Source organism: Symbiobacterium thermophilum IAM 14863, assembly GCF_000009905.1.
GTDB classification, from domain to species: Bacteria; Bacillota; Sulfobacillia; order Symbiobacteriales; family Symbiobacteriaceae; genus Symbiobacterium; species Symbiobacterium thermophilum.
In genome coordinates, this window is record NC_006177.1 from 1 (window position 1) to 22,819 (window position 22,819).

General features: G+C 67.1%; 16 protein-coding genes, 1 tRNA gene and 1 rRNA gene. All 18 read left to right on the forward strand.

Annotated elements, in window-relative coordinates:
* The 18 genes from dnaA to STH_RS00090 all read left to right on the forward strand — a co-directional run bounded on the left by dnaA (window position 1) and on the right by STH_RS00090 (window position 22,710).
* Window positions 1-1,377 carry a chromosomal replication initiator protein DnaA gene (dnaA, locus tag STH_RS00005; RefSeq protein ID WP_011194136.1) on the forward strand — a complete coding sequence of 459 codons (1,377 nt, stop codon included), beginning with the start codon at window positions 1-3 and terminating at the stop codon, window positions 1,375-1,377.
* A gap of 222 nt (window positions 1,378-1,599) precedes the next feature.
* A complete protein-coding gene (dnaN, locus tag STH_RS00010) occupies window positions 1,600-2,706 on the forward strand; it encodes a DNA polymerase III subunit beta (RefSeq protein WP_011194137.1) in 1,107 nt (368 codons plus the stop codon).
* 11 nt (window positions 2,707-2,717) lie between these two features.
* A complete protein-coding gene (gene yaaA / locus STH_RS00015; protein WP_011194138.1) occupies window positions 2,718-2,945 on the forward strand; it encodes a S4 domain-containing protein YaaA in 228 nt (75 codons plus the stop codon).
* Window positions 2,946-2,947: 2 nt separating this feature from the next.
* Window positions 2,948-4,075, forward strand: coding sequence for a DNA replication/repair protein RecF (recF, locus tag STH_RS00020; RefSeq protein ID WP_011194139.1), 1,128 nt, complete (start codon window positions 2,948-2,950; stop codon window positions 4,073-4,075).
* Window positions 4,075-4,326, forward strand: coding sequence for an extracellular matrix regulator RemB (gene remB, locus STH_RS00025; RefSeq protein ID WP_011194140.1), 252 nt, complete (start codon window positions 4,075-4,077; stop codon window positions 4,324-4,326). The genes recF and remB overlap by 1 nt, the downstream gene beginning before the upstream one ends.
* Before the next feature lie 134 nt (window positions 4,327-4,460).
* Window positions 4,461-6,377: a DNA topoisomerase (ATP-hydrolyzing) subunit B gene (gyrB, locus tag STH_RS00030; protein ID WP_011194141.1), complete on the forward strand. Its 1,917-nt coding sequence runs from the start codon at window positions 4,461-4,463 to the stop codon at window positions 6,375-6,377.
* A 33-nt stretch (window positions 6,378-6,410) separates the two neighbouring features.
* Window positions 6,411-8,852: a DNA gyrase subunit A gene (gyrA, locus tag STH_RS00035; RefSeq protein ID WP_011194142.1), complete on the forward strand. Its 2,442-nt coding sequence runs from the start codon at window positions 6,411-6,413 to the stop codon at window positions 8,850-8,852.
* A gap of 470 nt (window positions 8,853-9,322) precedes the next feature.
* Window positions 9,323-10,486 (forward strand): pyridoxal-phosphate-dependent aminotransferase family protein, encoded by a 1,164-nt coding sequence (locus STH_RS00040; RefSeq protein ID WP_011194143.1) that lies wholly within the window; start codon window positions 9,323-9,325, stop codon window positions 10,484-10,486.
* Window positions 10,487-10,620: 134 nt separating this feature from the next.
* On the forward strand, window positions 10,621-12,243 hold the full coding sequence (gene serA / locus STH_RS00045) for a phosphoglycerate dehydrogenase (protein ID WP_011194144.1): 1,623 nt from the start codon (window positions 10,621-10,623) through the stop codon (window positions 12,241-12,243).
* A gap of 139 nt (window positions 12,244-12,382) precedes the next feature.
* A complete protein-coding gene (gene serS / locus STH_RS00050; RefSeq protein WP_011194145.1) occupies window positions 12,383-13,648 on the forward strand; it encodes a serine--tRNA ligase in 1,266 nt (421 codons plus the stop codon).
* Between the two features lie 112 nt (window positions 13,649-13,760).
* Window positions 13,761-13,851, forward strand: a tRNA-Ser gene (locus tag STH_RS00055).
* Between the two features lie 77 nt (window positions 13,852-13,928).
* Window positions 13,929-14,387 carry a tRNA adenosine(34) deaminase TadA gene (tadA, locus tag STH_RS00060; protein ID WP_011194146.1) on the forward strand — a complete coding sequence of 153 codons (459 nt, stop codon included), beginning with the start codon at window positions 13,929-13,931 and terminating at the stop codon, window positions 14,385-14,387.
* Window positions 14,388-14,469: 82 nt separating this feature from the next.
* Complete coding sequence (locus STH_RS00065) at window positions 14,470-16,176, forward strand: peptide ABC transporter substrate-binding protein (RefSeq protein WP_043712900.1); 1,707 nt, start codon at window positions 14,470-14,472, stop codon at window positions 16,174-16,176.
* 72 nt (window positions 16,177-16,248) lie between these two features.
* On the forward strand, window positions 16,249-17,961 hold the full coding sequence (dnaX, locus tag STH_RS00070) for a DNA polymerase III subunit gamma/tau (RefSeq protein ID WP_011194148.1): 1,713 nt from the start codon (window positions 16,249-16,251) through the stop codon (window positions 17,959-17,961).
* On the forward strand, window positions 17,961-18,290 hold the full coding sequence (locus tag STH_RS00075) for a YbaB/EbfC family nucleoid-associated protein (protein WP_011194149.1): 330 nt from the start codon (window positions 17,961-17,963) through the stop codon (window positions 18,288-18,290). Before dnaX ends, STH_RS00075 begins: the two co-directional genes overlap by 1 nt.
* A 3-nt stretch (window positions 18,291-18,293) precedes the next feature.
* A complete protein-coding gene (gene recR / locus STH_RS00080; RefSeq protein ID WP_197525216.1) occupies window positions 18,294-18,893 on the forward strand; it encodes a recombination mediator RecR in 600 nt (199 codons plus the stop codon).
* Window positions 18,894-19,232: 339 nt separating this feature from the next.
* The gene (gene gltX, locus STH_RS00085; RefSeq protein ID WP_011194151.1) at window positions 19,233-20,681 is read left to right on the forward strand and encodes a glutamate--tRNA ligase; all 1,449 of its coding nucleotides are present in this window, start codon (window positions 19,233-19,235) and stop codon (window positions 20,679-20,681) included.
* Window positions 20,682-21,145: 464 nt separating this feature from the next.
* A 16S ribosomal RNA gene (locus tag STH_RS00090) occupies window positions 21,146-22,710 on the forward strand.
* Window positions 22,711-22,819: the final 109 nt, after the last annotated feature.

Consider the following 22,819-nt stretch of genomic DNA (forward strand, 5'->3'; position numbering starts at 1 on the left):
ATGAAGACGGAGTTGTCCGAAGTATGGCAGCAGTGCATCGACCACCTGGAGCGCCATACCTCCAAGACGGCCATCGAAAACTGGGTGCGGAGCACCCGCCCCGTGGCCGTGGTGGAAGACACGATCATCGTGGGCGTACAGGGCGAGTTTGCGAAGCACCGCATGGAATCCCGCTACGCGCCGCTGCTGCGCCAGGCCCTGCGCGATCTGACCAAGCGCAACATGCAGCTCAAGTTCGTCGCGAACCCGAACGTCATCGAGGACCCGGCGGCAGAGCCCGTGGATGCCCCCAACGTGGCAGACCTGCCGGCCGGAACCAGCGCGCCAGCCGCCGAACAGAACGCGAGGCTCCTGGGCTACATCAATCCCAAGTACACCTTTGAAACGTTTGTCGTGGGCAACAGCAACCGGTTTGCCCATGCGGCCGCCCTGGCCGTCGCCGAGACGCCTGCCCGCACTTATAATCCGCTTTTCATCTACGGTGGTGTCGGACTCGGCAAGACCCACCTCATGCACGCCATTGGCCACTACGTCCTGCAGCACAACCCCACCGCGAAGGTCGCCTACGTCTCCACGGAGACCTTCACCAACGAGTTCATCATGGCGATCCAGAAGGGCTCCACAACCGCCTTCCAAAACCGGTACCGGAAGGTCGACGTGTTGCTCATCGACGACATTCAGTTCCTGGCGGGCAAGGAAGCCACGCAGGAGGAGTTCTACCATACTTTTAATGCCATCCGCGAGGCCAACAAGCAGATCGTCATCTCCTCCGACCGGCCGCCCAAGGAGATCCCCACGCTGGAGGACCGGCTGCGCTCCCGCTTCGAATGGGGTCTGATCTGCGACATCCAGCCGCCCGACCTGGAGACCCGCACCGCCATCCTGCGGAAGAAGGCGCAGAGCGAGGGTATCCAGGTGCCTGACGAGGTGACCAACTACATCGCGACCAACATCGAGACCAACATCCGCGAGCTGGAGGGCGCGCTCACACGCGTGGTCGCCTACGCCAACATGCTCAAGTGCCCGCTCACTTACGACCTGGCCGTGCAGGCCTTGAAGGACATCCTGCCGCCCGTCCGGCCGAAGCAGATCACCATCGCGACGATCAAGCAGGTAGTGGCCGAGCACTACAACATCCGCATGCAGGACTTCGAGGTCCGCAACCGCTCCCGGGCCGTGGCGTATCCTCGCCAGATCGCCATGTACCTCGCGCGGGAGCTCACCGACAGCTCGCTGCCCAAGATCGGCGAGGAGTTCGGCGGCCGGGACCACACGACGGTCATCCACGCCTGTGAAAAGATCGCGAAGGACATCCAGAGCGATCCGGCCTTTGCCCACACCATCGAGCAGCTCATCGCGCGCATCCGCGCCGAATAGGGGCGCGTCCCCGGAAACCGCGCCGCATGTGGACACATCGCGCGGCAATACCCACAACTTGTCGCGCCCCGCGATCCGTACTGCTCTAGTTATCCACGGTCTTTTCCACATATCCACAGCGCTTACAATGACCATTGCCCCAATGACCATTGTTACTAACAGGAACGAGGTACGCTGTGCGCCGCGCGCACCCCACACGCGCCACAAGAGGGAGGGCTTGGAGTGAAGATCCTGATCAGCCAGGAGAGCCTGAATGCGACGCTCGCCACGGTAGCCAGGGCGGTCTCCACTAAGAACACGATCCCGGTGCTGTCCGGCGTCTACCTCTCCGCCCGCGGCGGTGAACTCACCATCCGCGCCACCGACATGGAACTGGCCATCGAGGCGGTTACGCCCTGCGAGGTCATCAGCGAGGGCGAAACGGTCCTTCCGGCCCGCTATTTCGCGGACCTCATCCGCCGCATTCCTTATGGAAACATCGAGCTCTCCGTCGATTACCACAACCACGTGGCCACCCTGCGGTGGGGCCGCTCCCAGTACGTGATCCACGGCTTCGCCGCCGATCAGTTCCCCACCCTTCCCGATGTGGACGGGGCGTCGGCGTTTACCGTCAAGCAGAGTCTATTGCGTGACCTCCTCCGGCAGACCACGTTCGCCGCCGGTCACGACGAATCCAAGCCCTGGCTCACCGGTGTACTGTTCAAGCTGCGGGATGACCTCCTCACCGGCACGGCCACCGACGGCATCCGCATCGCCTACGCCGAGGCAGCCGCTGAGAATGCGCAGGGCCACAGCTTCTCCGTCATCATCCCCAGCCGGTCCCTCAACGAAGTGACCCGCCTGCTCACCGGCGACGAGGACAGCCAGGTGAACGTCGCCGTCACCGCCAACCAGGTCTTCTTCGACCTGGGCAACACGCGCGTGATCTCCCGCCTCCTGGAGGGGCAGTATCCCGACGTCATGCGGCTCGTGCCACAGCACTATCCCACCGAGGCGGTTCTGCCCGGCGCCGAGTTCATGGAAGCCCTGGAACGGGCCACACTGATCACCAAGGACGGCGCCGTCAAGATCAGCTTCCAGACCGACAAGGTGACCATCACCTCCAACACCCCTGAAGTGGGGCAGGTATACGAGGAGCTGGCCGTCACCAGCATGGCCGGCGACCCGCTGGACATCGGGTTCAACGCGCGCTACCTGCTGGACTTCCTCAAAGTGCTGGAGGAGAAACAGTTCCGGTTCCAGTGCTCGGGCAGCCGCAACCCCGCCCGGCTCATGCCGGCCGACAGCAGCCAGTTCCTGTACGTCGTGCTGCCGCTCATCACGCTCTAAGGAATCCCGACATGGCCGAAGAGATTGTCACGATCCACACGGAGTACATCACGCTGGATGCGTTTCTGAAGTGGACGGGCGTGGCCGACACCGGCGGCCAGGCAAAGGCGCTTATTGCCGCCGGCCTGGTTCACGTCAACGGCGAGCCCGAACTGCGGCGCGGCCGCAAGCTGCGCGCGGGCGACCGGGTGCGGCTGGAAGGCGGCGGGCAGTGGCTGATCCGCCGCGAGGGGGAATAAGGGTGTACCTGTCCACGCTGCAGCTGGGCGCTTTCCGCAACTATGACTCGCTCACCATCCACTTCTCCCCCGGGCTCAACGTCCTGTACGGCGACAACGCACAGGGGAAGACCAACCTGCTGGAGGCGATTCACTTCCTGGCCACCGGCCGGAGCCACCGGACCTCCCGCGACCCGGACATGGTACAGGAGGGCCGGGAAGAGCTCCTGGCGCGTGCCGCGGTCGTGCGCAGGACCGGCACCATCGAGTTGGAACTGCGCTGCGGCCTGCAGACGCGCAAACAGTTGAAGATCAACGGCATCGCGGAGCGAAAGATCGCCCGGCTGGTGGGGAGCCTGGCGGTCGTGCTGTTCTCGCCCGACGACCTGCAACTGCTCAAGGGTCCTCCCTCCGGCCGTCGCCGCTTCCTGGATCTGGAACTCTCCCAGATCTCCCAGACCTATCTCCACCACCTCATGGCCTACAACCGGCTGGTGGCGCAGCGCAACACCTTGTTGAAGCAGCCCGTCATAGACGAGGGGCTGATGGCGGTCTACGACGAGCAGCTGGTGGAGACCGGTGCGCAGCTGGTGGTGCGGCGGGCGGAGGCGGTTCGCCGGCTCTCGCCCATCGCTTCACGGTACCACCGCATGCTGGCCGAGGACCGGGAGGACCTGGAACTGGCCTACCAGAGCCAGGGCGTCGGCGACGACGGCGCGGCCGACCTGGAGACGGTCCGCCGGCGGCTGGAGCGGGAGCTCGCGCGGCTGCGCTCCGAGGAACGGCGGCGGCAGGTGACGCTGGTGGGTCCCCACCGGGACGACGTTGGATTCTGGGTGGCGGGCCGCGACGCGCGCCTGTACGCCTCGCAGGGGCAGCAGCGCACGGCCGTCCTGGCCCTGAAGCTGGCGGAGCTGGAGTTCATGTCCGAGGAAATCGGCGAGCCGCCCCTTCTCCTTCTCGATGACGTGGCTTCCGAGCTCGACCCCCATCGCCGCCATTACCTGCTGTCGGCGGTGAGGGAAGGGGTGCAGAGTTTCATCACCTGTACGGACCTGGAAGACCTGATGGTGCGGGAGTGGCCCGCGGATCACCGGCTGTTCCGAGTGCGCGCGGGAACCGTAGTCCTCGACGACAGGGGGTTGAGCTGATGTACCTCCACGTGGGCGCTGACGTGGTGGTCGCACTGCGGCAGGTCATCGCCATTGTGAACCTCCGTACCGTCCGGAAGGGCGGCCCGACGCAGGAGCTCCTGGACAAACTGAGACGCGAGAACCGGTTGATCCAGGTGGAGGGCGGCGAGGCCCGGAGCCTGGTGCTCACCGACGCCGGCGGGATCCTCTCGCCCATCTCCGCCACTACGCTGAAGCGGCGGAGCGAGTCCGCCGTGCTCCTCGGCTAGGCCCGGGCAGCGTCTGTCACTTGTGATAACTCTTGCGGTGTGATAGCATTGGTCTGATGTGAAAGTGCTAGGTTGATGAGGGAGGAACCCCTGTGGCTGATGCAAGGAACGGTACCCAGCCCGACATGCACCATATGAACACCCACGGGACGGAGCAGTACACCGGGGAGCAGATTCAGGTGCTGGAAGGGCTCGAGGCGGTCCGCCGCCGTCCGGGGATGTATATCGGCGGCACCTCGCAGCGCGGGCTCCACCACCTGATCTGGGAGATCATCGACAACGCGGTCGATGAGCGGCTGGCGGGGTTCTGCGACAAGATCGTGGTAACGCTGCACAGCGATGGCTCGGTGTCCGTTTCGGACAACGGCCGCGGCATCCCCGTGGACATACATCCCAAGACGGGCATCTCCACCGTTGAGACGGTCTACACGATGCTGCACGCCGGCGGCAAGTTCGGCGGCGGCGCCTATAAGGTGTCCGGCGGCCTGCACGGCGTGGGTGCGGCCGTGGTCAACGCCCTTTCCCGGAAGCTTTACATCCAGGTGAAGCAGAACGGCGGCGTGTACGAGGTGGAGTTCGCCAACGGCGGCAAGACGCTCTACCCGCTGCGCCGCGTGGGCGACACCAAGGAACACGGCACCTATGTGCGCTTCTGGCCCGATCCGGAGATCTTCGAGTCGGTGGAGTTCGATTCCGAGGCGATTGTGACGCGCCTCAGGGACACTGCCTTCCTCAACCAGGGGCTCTTCATCCAGTTCATCGACGAGAAGGCCGGCGCGGAGTACCGGTTCAAGTACAACGAGGGGCTCCAGACCTTCGTCCAGTACCTCAACCGGTCCCGCGAGCCGCTGCACGCCAAGCCCATCTACGTCTTCAAGGCCACCGACACCCAGGAGATGGAGCTGGCGATCCAGTACACCGATGCCTACAGCGAAAACATCCTGAGCTTTGCCAACAACATCCGCACCGTGGAGGGCGGCACGCACGAGACGGGCCTGAAGACGGCCCTCACGCGCGTCATCAACAGCTACGCCCGCAAGTACAAGCTCCTGAAGGACAACGAGGACAACCTCTCGGGCGAGGACATCCGCGAGGGCATGACCGCCATCCTCTCGGTGAAGCTGCAGGAGCCCCAGTTCGAGGGTCAGACCAAGACCAAGCTGGGCTCCTCCGAGATGGAGACCTTCGTCGCCGCGGCCGTGAGCGAGGGGCTCTCCGATTTCCTGGAGGAGAACCCCGCCATCGCGAAGCGCATCGTGGAAAAGGCGCTCAGCGCCGCCCGGGCCCGGGAGGCGGCCCGCAAGGCCCGAGAGCTGGTCCGTCGCAAGAGCGCGCTGGAGATCACGGCGCTGCCGGGCAAGCTCACCGACTGCACCTCCCGGGATCCCAGCGAATCCGAGCTCTTCCTGGTAGAGGGCGACTCGGCCGGCGGTTCGGCCAAGATGGGCCGCGACCGGCGCATCCAGGCGGTCCTGCCCCTCAGGGGCAAGATCCTCAACGTGGAAAAGGCCCGGCTGGACAAGATCCTCTCCAACGAGGAAATCCGCACGCTGATCACCGCGGTGGGCGCGGGGATCGGCGACGACTTCGACATCTCCAAATGCCGTTACCACAAAGTGATCATCATGACCGACGCCGACGTGGACGGCAGCCACATCCGCACCCTGCTCCTCACGTTTTTCTTCCGCTTCATGCGGCCGCTGATCGAGGCCGGCTATCTCTACATCGCCAGCCCGCCGCTGTACATGATCCGGAAGGGCAAGCAGGTGTACTACGCCTACTCCGAGCAGGAGAAGGACCAGGTGATCGCGCGCATCGGCGGCGTCACGGACAAGCCGCAGCGGTACAAGGGCCTCGGCGAGATGAACCCGGAGCAGCTGTGGGAGACCACGATGGATCCCTCGAAGCGGATCCTCTACAAGGTGACCATGGAGGACGCCGCCGAGGCGACCGCCCTGTTCGAAACCCTGATGGGAGAGAAGGTTGAGCCCCGCCGTGAGTTCATCCAGCGGAACGCCCACCTCGTCCAGAACCTCGACACCATCGGATAGGCGCTGGAACTCCCCGCTGAGGAGGACAAGCTTGTGGCCGGAGACTTCGCACAGCGGATTCTGACCAAAGAGATCAAGCACGAGATGGAGACGTCGTACCTCACGTACTCCATGTCGGTGATCGTCGGCCGGGCCCTGCCTGACGTCCGGGACGGGCTGAAGCCGGTACAGCGCCGCATCCTCTACGCCATGTACGAGAGCGGCAACACCGCGGACAAGCCGTTCCGCAAGTCGGCCAAGACCGTCGGCGACGTGCTCAGCAAGTACCACCCCCACGGCGACGCGGCGGTGTACGACACGATGGTGCGGATGGCGCAGGACTTCGTGCTGCGCTACCCGCTGGTCGAGGGCCAGGGCAACTTCGGCTCCATCGACGGCGACCCGCCCGCGGCCATGCGCTACACCGAGGCGCGCCTCTCCCGGCTCGCCCACGAGATGCTGGCCGATATTGAGAAGAACACCGTCGACTTCGAGGACAACTACGACAACAGCGAGAAGGAGCCGACGGTGCTGCCGTCGCGCTTCCCGAACCTCCTGGTCAACGGCTCCACCGGCATCGCGGTGGGCATGGCCACCAACATCCCGCCTCACAACCTGGGCGAGGTCATCGACGGCATCATCCGGCTGATCGACCAGCCCGACATCAGCATCGAGGAACTCAACCGCATCATCAAGGGGCCGGACTTCCCCACCGGCGCCCTGATCCTGGGCCACGAGGGCATCCGCCGGGCGTACCAGACCGGCAAGGGCTCCATCACCCTGCGGGCCCGCACGCAGATCGAGACGCTGCAGAACGGGCGGAACCGCATCGTCGTGACGGAACTGCCTTACGGCGTCAACAAGGCCAAGCTGATCGAGCGCATCGCCGAACTGCACCGCGACCGGAAGATCGACGGTATCACCGACCTCCGGGACGAGTCGGACCGCAGCGGCCTGCGCATCGCGATCGAGCTCCGGCGGGATGCCAACCCGCACGTGATCCTGAACCAGCTGTTCAAGTACACCGCGCTGCAGCAGAACTTCGGCATCATCATGCTGGCACTGGTGGAGAACCGGCCGCGCCTCCTGAACCTGAAGCAGATGCTGCACTACTACCTGCAGCATCAGCTCGAGGTGATCGTCCGGCGCACCCAGTTCGACCTCCAGAAGGCGCTGGACCGGGCCCACATCCTGGAAGGGCTTCTGAAGGCGCTGGACATCATCGACGAGGTCATCAACACGATCCGCTCCTCGCCCACGACCGACGAGGCGCGCAGCCGGCTCATGAGCAACTTCGGCTTCACCGAGGTGCAGGCGCAGCACATCCTCGACATGCAGCTGCGCCGCCTGACCGCCCTGGAGCGGGAGAAGCTGCAGGAGGAGTACGACGAGCTGCAGGATCGCATTGCCTACTACCGGGCGGTGCTGGCCTCGGAGAAGATGCAGTACGACATCATCAAGCAGGAGCTCGGCGAGATCAAGAAGAAGTACGGGGACCCCCGGCGCACCCGCATCACCCCAGACGACGGCGACATCGACATCGAGGATCTCATCGCCGACGAGGACGTGGTGGTGACCATCTCCCACAGCGGCTACATCAAGCGGGTGCCGCTCAGCACCTACCGGCAGCAGCGCCGGGGCGGCCGCGGCGTGCAAGGCGCGGGCACCAAGGAAGAGGACTTCATCGAGCACATCTTCACCACCACGACGCACCACGACATGATGTTCTTCACCGACCAGGGCCGCGTCTACCGCATCCGGTGCCACGAAATCCCCGAGGCCTCGCGCCAGGCCCGCGGCACGGCCATCGTCAACCTGATCCCCCTCCTGCCCGGCGAGAAGGTCAACACCGTCATCCCCGTCAAGGAGGGCGACCAGGAGGAAGGGTACATCTTCTTCGCCACCCGCAGCGGCTGGGTGAAGAAGACCGCGGTCACCGAGTTCCAGAACGTGCGCTCCACCGGCATTATCGCCATCAAGCTGGAGGAGGGCGACACGCTGGTCGGGGCCCGGCTCACCCGGGGCAATGACGAGATCATCCTGGTCTCCAGCGCCGGTTACGCCCTGCGCTTCCACGAGGACGACGTGCGCCCGATGGGTCGCGACACCCGCGGCGTCAAGGGCATCACCCTCGGCCCCGATGAGTACGTGGTGGGCATGGACGGCGTGGTGCCCGGGGCCGATCTGCTGGTCGTCAGCGAGACCGGCGTCGGCAAGCGCACGCCGCTGACCGAGTACCCGACCTACAAGCGCGGCGCCAGGGGCGTCATCACCATCCAGCTGCTGCCGGAGCGGCACGGCCGGCTGGTGGGCGTCAAGGCGGTGACCGAGGGGAACGACCTGATGCTGGTGTCCGAACAGGGCGTGCTGATCCGCATCCCTGTCGAGGAGGTGCGCCGCAGCGGCCGCAACACCCAGGGCGTGCAGCTCATGAACCTGGACGCCAACGACCGGGTGTCGGCCGTCGCCCAGGTGGTCACCCGCGACGAGGAGTAGTGGCTGGCGCCTCCTCCAAAAGAAGGATCTTTTTCAGAGAGGGTTGCATCTTGTGAAAACAGGTGCTATACTCCACCCAAAACCAGCCCCATGACGGGGGAAAAGGGTTCCAGAGCGGTCCGCAGAGAGCCGGCGGCAGGTGAAGGCCGGTGGCCGCGGGGATCCGTTCCGCCCCCTGAGGGTCCGGGGATGACCCGGTCGGGTTCGGCCCGTTATCGCCGAGGCGAGTGGGTGGCCGGCTGTGCCGGCGCCAACGTCCGGGTGGCACCGCGGGAGTGGAACTCCCGTCCCTGGCGGCAGGGACGGGAGTTTTCTGTTTTCCGGGTGCCCGGGCGCGGCGCGGGGCTCCGGTTGCCAACCAGGGTGGCACCGCGGGGAGCAGGTCCCGTCCCTGGCAGAGTCGGCAGCGCGCGCTGCGTCCGGCCTGCCGGGGGCGGGGCTTTCGATTTCGGCGAAGGGGAGGCGCAGAGATGATGCGGATGGAGAAGTCCCTGCTCATGATTCCGGGGCCCACGCCCATCCCGCCGCAGGTGGCGGCGGCCATGACCCAGCCCATGCTGAACCACCGGGGCGAGGCCTTCAGCGCCCTCTTTGCGGAGGTATCGACGAAGCTGCAGAAGGTCTTCCGCACGGCGCAGCCGGTCTACATCTTCCCCGGCGCGGGCTCGGGGGGCTGGGAGGCGGCCCTCGTCAACACCCTGAACCCCGGCGATGCGGTGCTCAGCGTCTCGATCGGCGACTTCGGCGAGCGCTGGCACAAAGTGGCCGTGCAGCTGGGCTTTGCGGTGGAGCGTCTGCGGTTCGAGCCGGGCCGGGCCGCGGACCCGGAGCGCATCGCCGAGCGGCTGGCGGAGGACCGGGAGAGGCGCATCAAGGCGGTCCTCATCCAGCACAACGAGACCTCCACGGGCGTGACCAACGACGTCCGGGCCATCGCCCGGGCCGTGAGGGAGCACGGAGCGCTGCTCATGGTCGACTCCGTCTCCGGCCTGGGCGCCCTGCCGCTGGAGATGGACGAGTGGGGGTTGGACGTGGTGCTCACCGGCGCGCAGAAGGCGCTCATGTGCCCGCCGGGCCTCTCCATCATCGCCTTCTCCGAACGGGCCCGGGCCGCGGCCGAGAAGAGCGCCATGCCCAAGTTCTACTGGGACCTGAAGGCGGCGCACAGCAGCCTGCAGAAGTGGCAGACGCCCTACACGCCGGCAATCTCGCTGCTCCACGCCCTGAAGGCGGCGCTGGAGCTCCTGGAGACAGAGACCCTGGAGGGCTCCTGGGCGCGCCACAGGCTCATGGGCGAGATGTGCCGGGCCGGCGTAAAGGCAATGGGGCTGCGCCTGCTGGCCGTGGACGAGCGCACGGCGTCCAACTCGGTCACCGCCGTGGTCGCCCCGGTGGACCCCAAGCGGTTGCGCAAGGTCGCCCGGGAGCAGTTCGGCGTAGAGCTGGCGGGCGGACAGGGGGACCTGGCGGACCAGATCTTCCGCATCGGCCACCTGGGCTACGTGGTGCCCGGCGACGTGCTGCAGGCCCTGGCGGCCACCGAGATGGCGCTGGCGCAGCTGGGCGTGGACGTGCAGATCGGCCGGGCGGTGGCGGCGGCGCAGGAGGTCTGGATGAACCATGTGCGGGGATGACCGGGACCGGCCGGCACCGCCGGGCCCCGGATCGCCCTGGCCATCGTCGACCACGTCCTCGCCCCCGTCGGCGGGCGGCTGGTCGAGTGGGAGAGCGAGAAGGTCCCCTACCCTGACGAAGGAGGCGATACCCGATGAAGATCCTGGTGACGGAAGCGATATCGGAGACGGGCATCAGCCTCCTGAGGGATGAACACGAGGTTGATGTCCGGAAGGTGACCTCGGAGGAGCTGCTCGAGATCATCCCCGAGTACGACGCCCTCATCACCCGCTCGGAGACGAAGGTCACCGCGGAGGTGCTGGCCCGGGGCACGCGGCTGAAGGTCGTCGGCCGGGCCGGCGTGGGCGTGGACAACATCGACGTCGCCGCGGCCACCGAGAGGGGCGTCGTGGTGGTCAACGTTCCCGGTGCCAACACCTACTCCACCGCCGAGCACGCCTTCGGCCTCCTCATCGCCGTGGCCCGCAACATCCCCCAGGCTCACCACGCCCTGGCCCGCGAGGGCCGCTGGGACCGGATGAGCTTCGTGGGCACCGAACTCCACGGCAAGACGCTGGGCATCATTGGCCTGGGGCGCATCGGCTCCGAGGTGGCCGTGCGGGCGCGGGCCTTCGGCATGCGGGTGCTGGCCTACGACCCCTACGTGCCCCACAGCCGGGCCGAGCACCTGGGGGTCACCCTGGTTCCAAGCCTCAGGGGACTCCTGCCGGAAGTCGATTTCCTGACGATCCATGCGGCCAAGACCCCGGAGTCGGCCCGGCTCATCGGGGCCGCGGAGCTGGCGCTCATGAAGCCCACCGCACGCATCGTCAACTGCGCCCGCGGCGGCATGGTGGACGAGGAGGCGCTGTACCGTGCGCTGAAGGAGGGCCGCCTGGCCGGCGCCGCGCTGGACGTCTTCGCCGCGGAGCCGTGTACCGACAGCCCGCTCTTCGGCCTGCCCAACGTCGTGGTCACGCCCCACCTGTCCGCCTCCACGGCCGAGGCGCAGGACGCCAACGGCCGGTACATCGCCCAGTACGTGCTCCGGGCCCTCAGGGGCGAGCTGGTCCCCGAGGCGGTCAACCTGCCCCAGATCCCGCGGGACGGCGTCCAGGTCGTCACCGACCACCTGCCGCTGGCCGAAACGCTGGGCTCCTTCCTGGCCCAGGCCTTCCCGGGGCACGCCGACCGCATCACCGTCGCCTACAGCGGCGAGCTGGCCAAGCACCCGACCGCCCTGCTCACCAACACGGTGCTGAAGGGCTACCTGGCGACCCAGCTGGGTGAGCACGTAAATTACATCAACGCGCCCGCCCTGGCCCGCCGGCGGGGGATTGCGGTCAACGAGTCCAAGTCGCTGACCCACGCGCCGCTGGGCGAAAACGGCACGCTGTCGCCCGCGTCCAGCCTGATCACGGTCCGGTCCGAGGGGCCGCAGGGCGCTCATGAGGTGACCGGCATGCTCCGCCGGGACGGCGGGATGCGCTTCGTCGCCGTGGACGGGCTGCACATCGACATGGCCCCTTCCCGCCACATGCTGGTCAGCCAGCACCGGGACCAGCCCGGCATGGTCGGCCGCTTCGGCATGGCCCTGGCGGCCCGGGACATCAACATCGCGGGGCTGCACCTGGGGCGGCACCAGCCCCGGGGCATGGCCCTGATGCTGCTGCAGATCGACGAGCCCGCGCCGCCCGATCTGGTGGCGGAACTGCGGGAGGCGATGGCGGTGGACACCGTCCAGGCGGTGACCCTGCCGCTGGGGAGGCAGCCGTGACCGGGCCTTCCGGGAGGGATTGCCACCGGCTGCGCCGAACCCTGACTCCTGGCCTCGCGGGACTGGATCGTCCTTCCGGCGGCTGGAGAGGCTAGGCGGAGACGCCTCCCCTGACTCTGGATGAGGAGGGTAATCACCGATGTTGGATTTGAGGTTCGTTCGCACCAATCCCGACGTCGTTCGTCAGGCGCTGATCAACAAGGGTGTTTCCGTCGACCTGGACCGCATCCTGGCCCTGGACGTGGAGAGGCGGCAGATTCTGGCCGAGGTCGAGCAGTTGAAAGCGCGCCGCAACCAAGTGTCCAAGCAGGTGGGCATCCTGAAGCAGCAGGGGCAGGACGTCAGCGCGATCATCGCGGAGATGGGCGCCATCGGCGACCGCATCAAGGAGCTGGATGACCGGGAGCGGCAGGTGTCCGATGAGCTGCAGGACCTGCTTTACCAGCTGCCCAACCTCCCCGCGCCCGACGTGCCGGTCGGCCCGGACGAAACCGGCAACGTCGAGGTGAAGCGGTGGGGCGAGCCCCGCCAGTTCGCCTTCCCGGTGAAGCCTCACTGGGACCTGGGGGTGGCCATGGACGGCCTGGACTTCGAGCGGGCCGCCAAGGTCACCGGCAGCCGTTTCTCGTTCATCAAGGGCGGGCTGGCCCGGCTGCACCGCGCCCTGGTCAGCTTCTTCATCGACTACCTCACCGAGCGGGGCTACCGCGAGGTGCTGCCGCCCGTGATCATCAACACCGCCAGCTACTACGGCAGCGGCCAGTTCCCGAAGTTCAAGGAGGACGTCTTCAGCCTGGCCGGGACCGACTACCACCTTGCCTCCACCGCCGAAGTGCCGCTGGTCAACATGCACCGGGACGAGATCCTGGACGAGGCCGTTCTGCCCCTGAGGTACGTGGGCTACAGCGGGTGTTTCCGCAGTGAGGCCGGCGCGGCCGGCCGCGACACCCGCGGCCTCATCCGGCAGCACTACTTCGAGAAGGTCGAGATGGTGCAGTTCACCCGGCCCGAGGAGAGCGAACAGGCCCTCATGGAGATCGTGGCCAACGCCGAGGGCATGCTGGAGCAACTCAACCTGCCGTACCGGCGCATGCTCATGTGCACGGGCGACATGGGCTTCGGGCAGTACAAGAAGTACGACATCGAGGTGTGGATGCCCAGCTACGAGCGGTACGTGGAGATCTCGTCCTGCTCCAACATGAGCGACTTCCAGGCCCGCCGCGCGAACATCCGCTACCGTCCTGCCGGAGGCAAGCCGGAGTTCGTGCACACGCTGAACGGCTCGGGCCTGGCCGTGGGCCGCACGCTCGCCGCGGTGATGGAGAACTACCAGAACGAGGACGGTTCCATCACGGTGCCGGAGGTGCTGCGGCCGTACACCCGGTGTGAGCGCATCGAACGATAACGGACACCCGGCCCCGCGCGGCCCCGCGCGGGGCCGCTGCCTACTCCTGGCGCGCGCTTGCATGGCCGGCGGCCCTTGTGTAAACTATTATCCTGACATCGCTCATCGTCCCGGAGAGGTGGCCGAGTGGTTTAAGGCTCTCGTCTTGAAAACGAGCGTGGCCTAAGCAGCCACCGTGGGTTCGAATCCCACCCTCTCCGCCACGGCCAATAACGGCGACCTGGAGCAGGCCACCCACACGTGGCCTGCTCTTTCGCCGCATTGCAGGAGGACGGACGCCATGACCGACGAGGCCTTCATGCGCGCGGCCCTGGCCGAGGCCGAAAAGGCGGCCCGTCTCGGCGAGGTGCCCATCGGCGCCGTGATCGTGCGCGACAGCGAGATCCTGGTCCGCACCCACAACCTGCGGGAGACCACCCACGACGCCACGGCTCACGCTGAGGTGCTGGCCATTCGCGAGGCGGGTCGCCTCCTGGGCGGATGGCGGCTGACGGGCTGCACGCTGTACGTGACCATTGAGCCGTGCCCCATGTGCGCCGGCGCGCTCCTGCAGAGCCGCATCGACCGGGTGGTGTTCGGCGCGCGGGACCCGAAAGCGTGGGCGGACCGCTCGATCCTGGAGTTCCTTCAGAATCCCGGACTGAACCACCGGGTCGAGGTGCGCGACGGGGTGCTGGCCGAGGCGTGCAGCGAGGTGATCCGGCAGTTTTTCCGCGAGCGGCGGCGCGTCCTGCAGTAGGGATGGATAGAACAGGCAGAAGGACTATTTCCTGGTAATGGCGAATCTCCCCCCAACCGCGTGATTGGGGGGAGGTCTTATGTTGCGACGGCGCCGGCCCCCGCTGTGCCTGACGCTGGCAGTTGCGGGCCTGCTGCTGGGCGGCTGCGTGGCTGCCGCCCAGCCTGACCCCGCAGCCCTGGCCGCAAGGGCTGCACCCTCTCCGGTTTCCCCCGCCTCCGCTGAGGTGCGCCTGCACCTGCCGGTGGAGCCGGTGACGCTGGATCCTGCCCGGACCGCCGAGGCCGTCCTCCTGGACGTGGTGGGCAACCTCATGGAGGGGCTGGTTGCTCCCGAAGGCACGATGGAATCGCCCGGGGGCGTGGCAGAACGCTGGGAATCGGCGGACCACCGTCAGTTCACCTTCTACCTGCGGCCGGAGGCCCGCTGGAGCGACGGCGTGCCGGTGACGGCCCACGACTTCGTCCGCGCCTGGCTTCACCTGCTGGACCCGGCGGAGGGGGCGGTGAACGCCCACCTGCTATACGAGGTTGCCGGGGCCGAGGCCTACAACGGGCTGGACCCGGCCGACCCGGACTTCGCCGAGCAGGCGGCTGCCCTGCGGGAAGGGGTGCAGGTGGTCGCGGTGGATGACCGTACGTTGCAGGTGACCCTGAAGGCCCCCAACCCCGAATGGCCCCGCTACACCGGCCACCCGGCCCTCGCCCCCCGCCGGGCCGACCTGCCGTTCGGCGCGGTGAGCAACGGGCCCTTCGTCCTGGCAGGCTCCGGGGCCGGGGGGCTGCGACTGGAGCGCAATCCTTACTACTGGAACCGCTCGGCCGTCCAGCTGGACGCCGTGACCTACCACGTGGAACCCGATCCGTACCAGGCGCTGCGCCTGTTCCAGCTGGGCCACCTCCACCTGGTCCTGCTGCCGGCCGACCTGGCCGCCCAGGTGCCCGGCGCACAGGCCATGGCCCAGCCGGCCACCATGGGGCTGGTGTTCAACGCCGGCCAGCCGCGGCTGGCCCACAGCGGGCTGCGCACGGCCATCGCCCTGGCCCTGGACGTCCAAAGGCTCACGGCCGAAGCGGTGGGGGAGGCCGGGCTGCCGGCCCTGACCCTGGTCCCGCCGTCGCTGGGCGGCGGCTGGCCGCCCGCGGAAGCCGTGTCTGGGGGGGCGCCTGGGGAGGCCGGGGCCCACGGGCTGTGGTCGCAGGGTTCGCTGGTCGGTGAGCTCCTGTCCGGGGCCCTGCCCGGCGCGGAGCTGCAGGAGGCGCGGCGGCTTTGGGGCGAGGCCCGGGCCGAACTGGGGCTTGACCGCGTCACGCTGACCCTGCTGCACGCGGAGGAGGCCGGCGCCCTGGCCGGGGCCGTCAAGCGCTCGCTGGAGGAGCGGCTGGACGGGCTGACCGTGGAGCTGCACACGGTGCCCTTCGCCCAGCGGCTGGAACGGGTGCGCTTCGGTCAGTTTGACCTGGTGCTGCAGGGCTGGGTGGCGGACCACGACGACCCGATGGCGCTGCTGGCCCCGTTTACCACCGCCCACCCGGGCAATGCCGCCCGCTGGGTCAGCGCCGACTACGACGCCCTCGTGGCCGCGGCGGGGGCGGCCGCGGGTTCGGGGCGGGCCGCGGTGCTCCGGCAGGCGGAGCAACTGCTCCTCAGCGAGGCGCCTGTGGTGCCGGTCTATCATCCGCTGCGCCACTGGGCCGTGCGCCCGGAGCTGGAGGGGATGCAGGTGCGGCCGCTGGGCGCGCGGTTCGACCTGCGCCAGGCCCGGCTGGCCGTGGCGCCGCCGGGTTAGATGGAGAAAGGGAATCGGGGGCCTAGGGTAGAATTGGGTAAGGCCAGTCCGATTCCGGCAGGAGCGATCAGCTTGGCCCACCTTGCACTGTATCGCGAGTACCGGCCTCAACGGTTCGGCGAAGTGGTCGGACAGGAGCATATCACCCGCACCCTGCGCAACGCGATCGTGCAGGGCAGGCTCCACCATGCCTATCTGCTGTCCGGCCCGCGCGGCACGGGCAAGACCACGGTCGCCCGCATCCTGGCCAAGGCGGTCAACTGCCTGAACCCGCAGGACGGTGAGCCCTGCAACGAGTGCGAGGCCTGCCGGCGCATCACGTCGGGCGAGGCGCTTGACCTGATCGAGATCGACGCGGCCTCCAACCGCGGCATCGACGAGATCCGCGACCTGCGGGACAAGGTCAACTTTGCCCCGGTTGAGCTGAAGTACAAGGTGTATATCATCGACGAGGTGCACATGCTGACCGAGCCGGCCTTCAACGCGCTGCTGAAGACGCTGGAGGAGCCCCCGGCGCATGTGCTCTTCGTGCTGGCGACCACCGAGAAGCAGAAGCTGCCCATCACCATCCTCTCCCGCTGCCAGGCCTTCGACTACCGGCGGCTGTCCGCGGACGAGATCGTGGCACGGCTGCGGGAGGTGTGCGGGAAGCAGGGACTCAAGGCCAGCCCGGAGGCCCTGGCGGCCATTGCCCGCCACGCCGACGGCGGCATGCGCGACGCCCTGTCGCTGCTGGACCAGGTGATGGCCTACGCCGCCGAGGGCGAGATCACCCTCGACATGACCCTGGCCGTGCTGGGCACGGCCCCGCTGGACCAGTTCCTGGCCCTGGACGGCCACCTGCTCCGGGGGGACGTGGGCGCGGCGCTGCTCTGGCTGGACGAGATGGTGCGCGCGGGCAAGGACCTGCGGCAGCTGGTGCGGGACTACCTGGCGCACCTGCGCGACCTGCTGCTGGTCAAGCTGGAGGCCGGCGCCCAGGTGCTCGGCCTGCCCGCGGAGGCCCTGGAGCAGATGCGGGCCCGGGCCGAGCCGTTCGCGGAGCGGCAGCTCATCCGGGCGATCCGACTGCTGGGGCAGGCGGAGACGGAGCTGCGGCTCTCCCCGTCCCCGCGCCTGCTGGTGGAGGTGGCCCTGATCCGGCTGACCGGGCTGTTTACCGGTGCGGCCGCGGACGAAGGAGAGGACGACGGAACCGCCGCGGAGGCTGCCGCGCCTTCCCGGCGGCGCCGGCAGGAGCACGGCGAGGTCCGGCCGCAGGGCGCTTCGCAGGCGACGGCGCCGGGCCCCGCGGGCCCGGGCGACCCGGGCGAACCGGCCGGCGGCCAGGCGACGACCCCTTCCGCCCCGGCGCCCGTCGGGGCCGGCGTGGACCGGGTGGTGGAAGCCTGGGAGCAGGTGCTGGGTCTCGTCCGGAAGGCCAGAACCAGCACCTATCACCTGCTCTCCACCACGGCGCGCATCGGGGGCCTGCGCGGTAACCGGCTGTTCCTGGTGGCCAACTCGCAGGTCTTCGCCCAGCTCCTCCGGCGGCCGGAGGACAAGCGGATCATTGAGAAGGCCCTGGAGCGTGCGGGGCTGAGCGGCCTGCAGGTGGAGATCCTCGCCGCGGACGAGGCCCAGGGGAAGCTCGCCGGGCTCGCCCCGGCGGCGCCCGGCGCGGAGGAGAAGCCCGCGGCGGAGCGGCCGGATGCGGCCGCCGAGGGGGACGGTCCGCTCATGGAGCGGTTGCGGAGCATTTTTCCCCCAGACCTGATTCACGAAGAAGATGAGGAGGGCTCCTGATGTTTCCGGGTGGCGGTAACATGCAGCAGATCATGCGGCAGGTCCAGAAGATGCAGAAGAAGATGGCCGAGGCGCAGGAAGAGATTGCCAAGATGACCGTGGAGGGCACCGCGGGCGGCGGCAGCGTGCGCGTGACCGTCACCGGTGACCGGCGGGTAACGGAGGTGAAGCTGGCGCCGGAGGTCGTGGACCCCGACGACATCGAGATGCTCCAGGATCTGATCGTGGCGGCGATCAGCGACGGGATGAAGAAGGCCGAGGAGCTGGCTGAGGCCGAGATGAAGAAAGTGATCCCGGGCGGGTTGCCCAGCTTCCCCGGCCTGTTCTGACAGATCATGTACTACGCCGAGCCCATCGCCCGCCTGATCGAGGAGCTGACGAAGCTGCCGGGGATCGGCCCCAAAACCGCGCAGCGGCTCGCCTTTCACATCCTCCACATGGAGCCCAGCGTGGTCGAGGGGATCGCCCGCACGCTGGTGGAAGCCCGCGCAAAGGTGAAGTACTGTTCGGTCTGCTGCAACCTGACCGACCAGGATCCCTGCCAGATCTGCGCCGACGACGGCCGCGACCACAGCACCATCTGCGTCGTGCAGGAGCCGCGCGACGTCGTGGCGATGGAGAAGACCCGGGAGTACCACGGGGTGTACCACGTGCTCCACGGCGCCCTGAACCCGATGGAGGGGATCGGCATTGACGACATCCGGGTGAAGGAGCTGGTGGCCCGCCTGGGCGACGGGCGGGTGCAGGAGGTCATCCTGTGCACCAACCCCAACACCGAGGGCGAGACCACGGCGATGTACATCGCCCGGTACATCAAGCCGCTGGGCGTGAAGGTCACCCGCATCGCCCGTGGCCTGCCCATGGGCGGCGACCTGGAGTACGCCGACGAGGTGACGCTGGCCAAGGCCCTGGAGGGGCGCCGGGAGATCTAGCCAGGCTTGATTTTGGGAGCGGGGCGCGCTAGAATACAGCCGTGACATCGGACGGCCATGAAGGGGAAGAGTAGGCGCCCACGTGGAGCTGCAGCGAGCCGGGGTTGGTGCGAACCGGCGCCCACGTCCGCTGAAGAGGCCCCGGAGCTTTCGCGCTGAACGCTGCACGGGTGCAACCAGCCGGATGCAGTCCAGTAGGCCGAACGGCACCCCGCCGTTATCGGGAACCGAGTGAGGCTGAGGCCTAACTAGGGTGGTACCGCGGGCAGAGCCCCGTCCCTAAGCGGACGGGGCTTGTTGATTTTCGGAGGACTTCACGAGGAGAGGGGACAGCACAGGATGACCGTTCGCGTACGCATCGCACCGAGCCCCACCGGTCCCATCCACGTGGGCAACGTGCACACCGCTCTGTTCAACTGGCTTTTCGCCCGACACCACGGCGGGAAGTTCATTCTGCGGTTTGAGGACACCGATCTGGAGCGGTCGCGGCCCGAGTGGGAGCAGGTGATCTTCGAGGATCTGAAGTGGCTGGGCATCGACTGGGACGAGGGCCCCGACATCGGCGGCCCGTACGGTCCCTACCGGCAGACCGAGCGGCTCGACCTATATCGCAAGTACGCCCAGCAGCTGCTGGAGAGCGGGCACGTGTACAAGTGCTACTGCACGAAGGAGGAGGAGGACGCCGACCGCCGCGAGGCCCAGGCCGCCGGCCGGCCGTACCAGTACAAGGGGCGCTGCCGCGACCTCACCCCCGAGCAGCAGGCGGCCTTCGAGGCGGAGGGTCGCAAGCCCGTGCTGCGCTTCCGGGTTCCCCGGGGCGAGGTGATCCGGTTCAACGACCTGGTCCGCGGCCCCATCGAGGTGCCTACCGACTCCATCGGGGACTTCATCATCATGCGCGCCAACGGCATGCCGCTGTACAACTTCGCGGTGGTCGTGGACGACGTCACGATGAACATCACCCACGTGCTGCGCGGCGAGGGGCACATCCCCAACACGCCGGTGCAGATCCTCATCTACCAGGCCCTGGGCTTCCCGGTTCCGGAGTTCGGTCACCTCGGCCACATGACCAACCCCGAGCGGGGCAAGCTGTCCAAGCGCAAGGGCGAGGCGGCGATTCGCGACTACCGGGAGCAGGGGTACCTGCCCGAGGCCATGCTCAACTTCATGAGCCTCCTGGGCTGGACGCCGCCCGGCGCCGAGTCGGGCCGGGAGTTCCTCACCAAGGAGGAGCTGATCCGCGAGTTCGACCTCAGCCGGGTGACGAAGGCGTCGTCGGTCTTTGACCGCAACAAGCTCAACTGGATGAACGGGGTCTACATCCGGAAGAAGAGCCTGGAGGAGTTCGCGGAGCTGGCCCTGCCCTTCGTGGTGAGCGCCGGCCTCTGCACGGAGGAGCAGGCCCGGGCCAGATGGGACTGGTTCAAGGAGGTCATGGCCCAGGTCCACGAGCGGGTGGAGACCCTGGCCGAGATCCCGCAGCACGTGGACATCTTCCTGAAGGATGAGATCGAGATGGACGAGAAGGCGGCGCGGAAGTTCCTCACCGAGGCGGTGAAGCCCTTCTTCCAGCGGGTGTCCGAGGGGCTGCGCTCGGTGGAGTGGAGCGTGCCGGCCATTGAGCAGCTGGTGCGCTCCATCCAGGAGGAAATGGGCCTGACGCCGAAGGAGAGCTTCCAGCCGATCCGGGTCGCCATCACCGGCCGAACGGCCAGCCCGGGCCTCTTTGAGACCATCTACCTGATCGGCCGCGAGCGGGTCCTCGAGCGCATGGCGCCGTACTGTTAGAGTGAAGTTGTGCCCGCGCACCCGACGGTGCGCCGTGCAACCCTTTCAGGGCGGGCGGAGTCCGGACTCCGCCCGCCGCTCTTTTTGCGCTCCGCCGGCAATTCTGGCTCCCCGCGAAAGCACGCGGACCCGCTTGCCAGTCCACCGGGGGCCGTGCTAGAATACGAATGCCCGCCCGGGGCGCACGATCTTGCACAGTGCGAAGCTGGTCCGTGTGACAGGTTTTGCACGGTTGCGCAAGTCGGCCGGGCGTGGTAAAGTGGTCGTCGCTGTCGGCTGCGAGGTGAACGAAAAGGCGTGTTGCCAGGAGTTCACAAGTTGACAGCCGGGCAGGGCGTCTGCTAAAATATATCCCTGCCAGCCACCGGAATTCGGTGGCGCGGCGGATCTCGAACCTTGAAAACTGGACAGTGCAGAGAGGGAAGCCGAGCGAGTCGGTATTCCAAGGAGCCAACATCAAGCTTTCCACGGAGAGTTTGATCCTGGCTCAGGACGAACGCTGGCGGCGTGCCTAAGACATGCAAGTCGAGCGGGGTTTCAGGGCTTCGGCCCTGAGACCCAGCGGCGGACGGGTGAGTAACACGTGGATAACCTGCCCTCTGCTCTGGGATAACAGGCCGAAAGGCCTGCTAATACCGGATAAGCTCACGGACCCGCATGGGTTTGGGAGAAAAGGCGCTGGAGTCAGTGGCGCTGGCAGAGGAGGGGTCCGCGGCCCATTAGCTGGTTGGCGGGGTAACGGCCCACCAAGGCGACGATGGGTAGCCGGCCTGAGAGGGCGACCGGCCACACTGGGACTGAGACACGGCCCAGACTCCTACGGGAGGCAGCAGTCGGGAATTTTGCACAATGGCCGAAAGGCTGATGCAGCAACGCCGCGTGAGCGAAGAAGGCCTTCGGGTTGTAAAGCTCTGTTGCCTGCGAAGAAGGGCCCTGTCAGGAAATGGGCGGGGTTTGACGGTAGCAGGCGAGGAAGCCCCGGCAAACTACGTGCCAGCAGCCGCGGTAATACGTAGGGGGCGAGCGTTGTCCGGAATTACTGGGCGTAAAGGGCGTGTAGGCGGCCTGTTAAGTCAGGGGTGAAAGACCGGGGCTCAACCCCGGGGGTGCCTCTGAAACTGGCGGGCTTGAGTGCTCTAGAGGGCAGTGGAATTCCCGGTGTAGCAGTGAAATGCGTAGAGATCGGGAGGAACACCAGTGGCGAAGGCGGCTGCCTGGGGAGTCACTGACGCTGAGGCGCGAAAGCTAGGGGAGCAAACAGGATTAGATACCCTGGTAGTCCTAGTCGTAAACGATGAGCGCTATGTGTGAGGGGTATCGACCCCCCTCGTTCAGTAGCTAACGCATTAAGCGCTCCGCCTGGGGAGTACGGCCGCAAGGTTGAAACTCAAAGGAATTGACGGGGGCCCGCACAAGCAGCGGAGCATGTGGTTTAATTCGAAGCAACGCGTAGAACCTTACCAGGGCTTGACATCCACCGAATCCTGCAGAGATGCGGGAGTGCCTCTCTAATGAGAGGAACGGTGAGACAGGTGGTGCATGGTTGTCGTCAGCTCGTGTCGTGAGATGTTGGGTTAAGTCCCGCAACGAGCGCAACCCCTGTCGCATGTTGCCAGCGGGTAAAGCCGGGCACTCATGCGAGACTGCCGGTGACAAACCGGAGGAAGGTGGGGATGACGTCAAATCATCATGCCCCTTATGTCCTGGGCTACACACGTGCTACAATGGCCGTCACAGAGCGAGCCGAACCTGCGAGGGGGAGGGAATCGCAAAAGGCGGTCTCAGTTCGGATCGCAGGCTGCAACTCGCCTGCGTGAAGTCGGAGTTGCTAGTAATCGCGGATCAGCATGCCGCGGTGAATACGTTCCCGGGCCTTGTACACACCGCCCGTCACACCATGGGAGCTGGCAACACCCGAAGTCGGTGAGCTAACCCGCAAGGGAGGCAGCCGCCGAAGGTGGGGCCGGTGACTGGGGTGAAGTCGTAACAAGGTAGCCGTATCGGAAGGTGCGGCTGGATCACCTCCTTTCTAAGGAGACAGCTTCCCCGGAAAGGGGAAGGACTCCTAGGTCGATCCTCGGCCTGCGGAAGCGGGTCGAGGCAAGCTGACGGCTTGCAAGGCGACCGATCTGCACTGT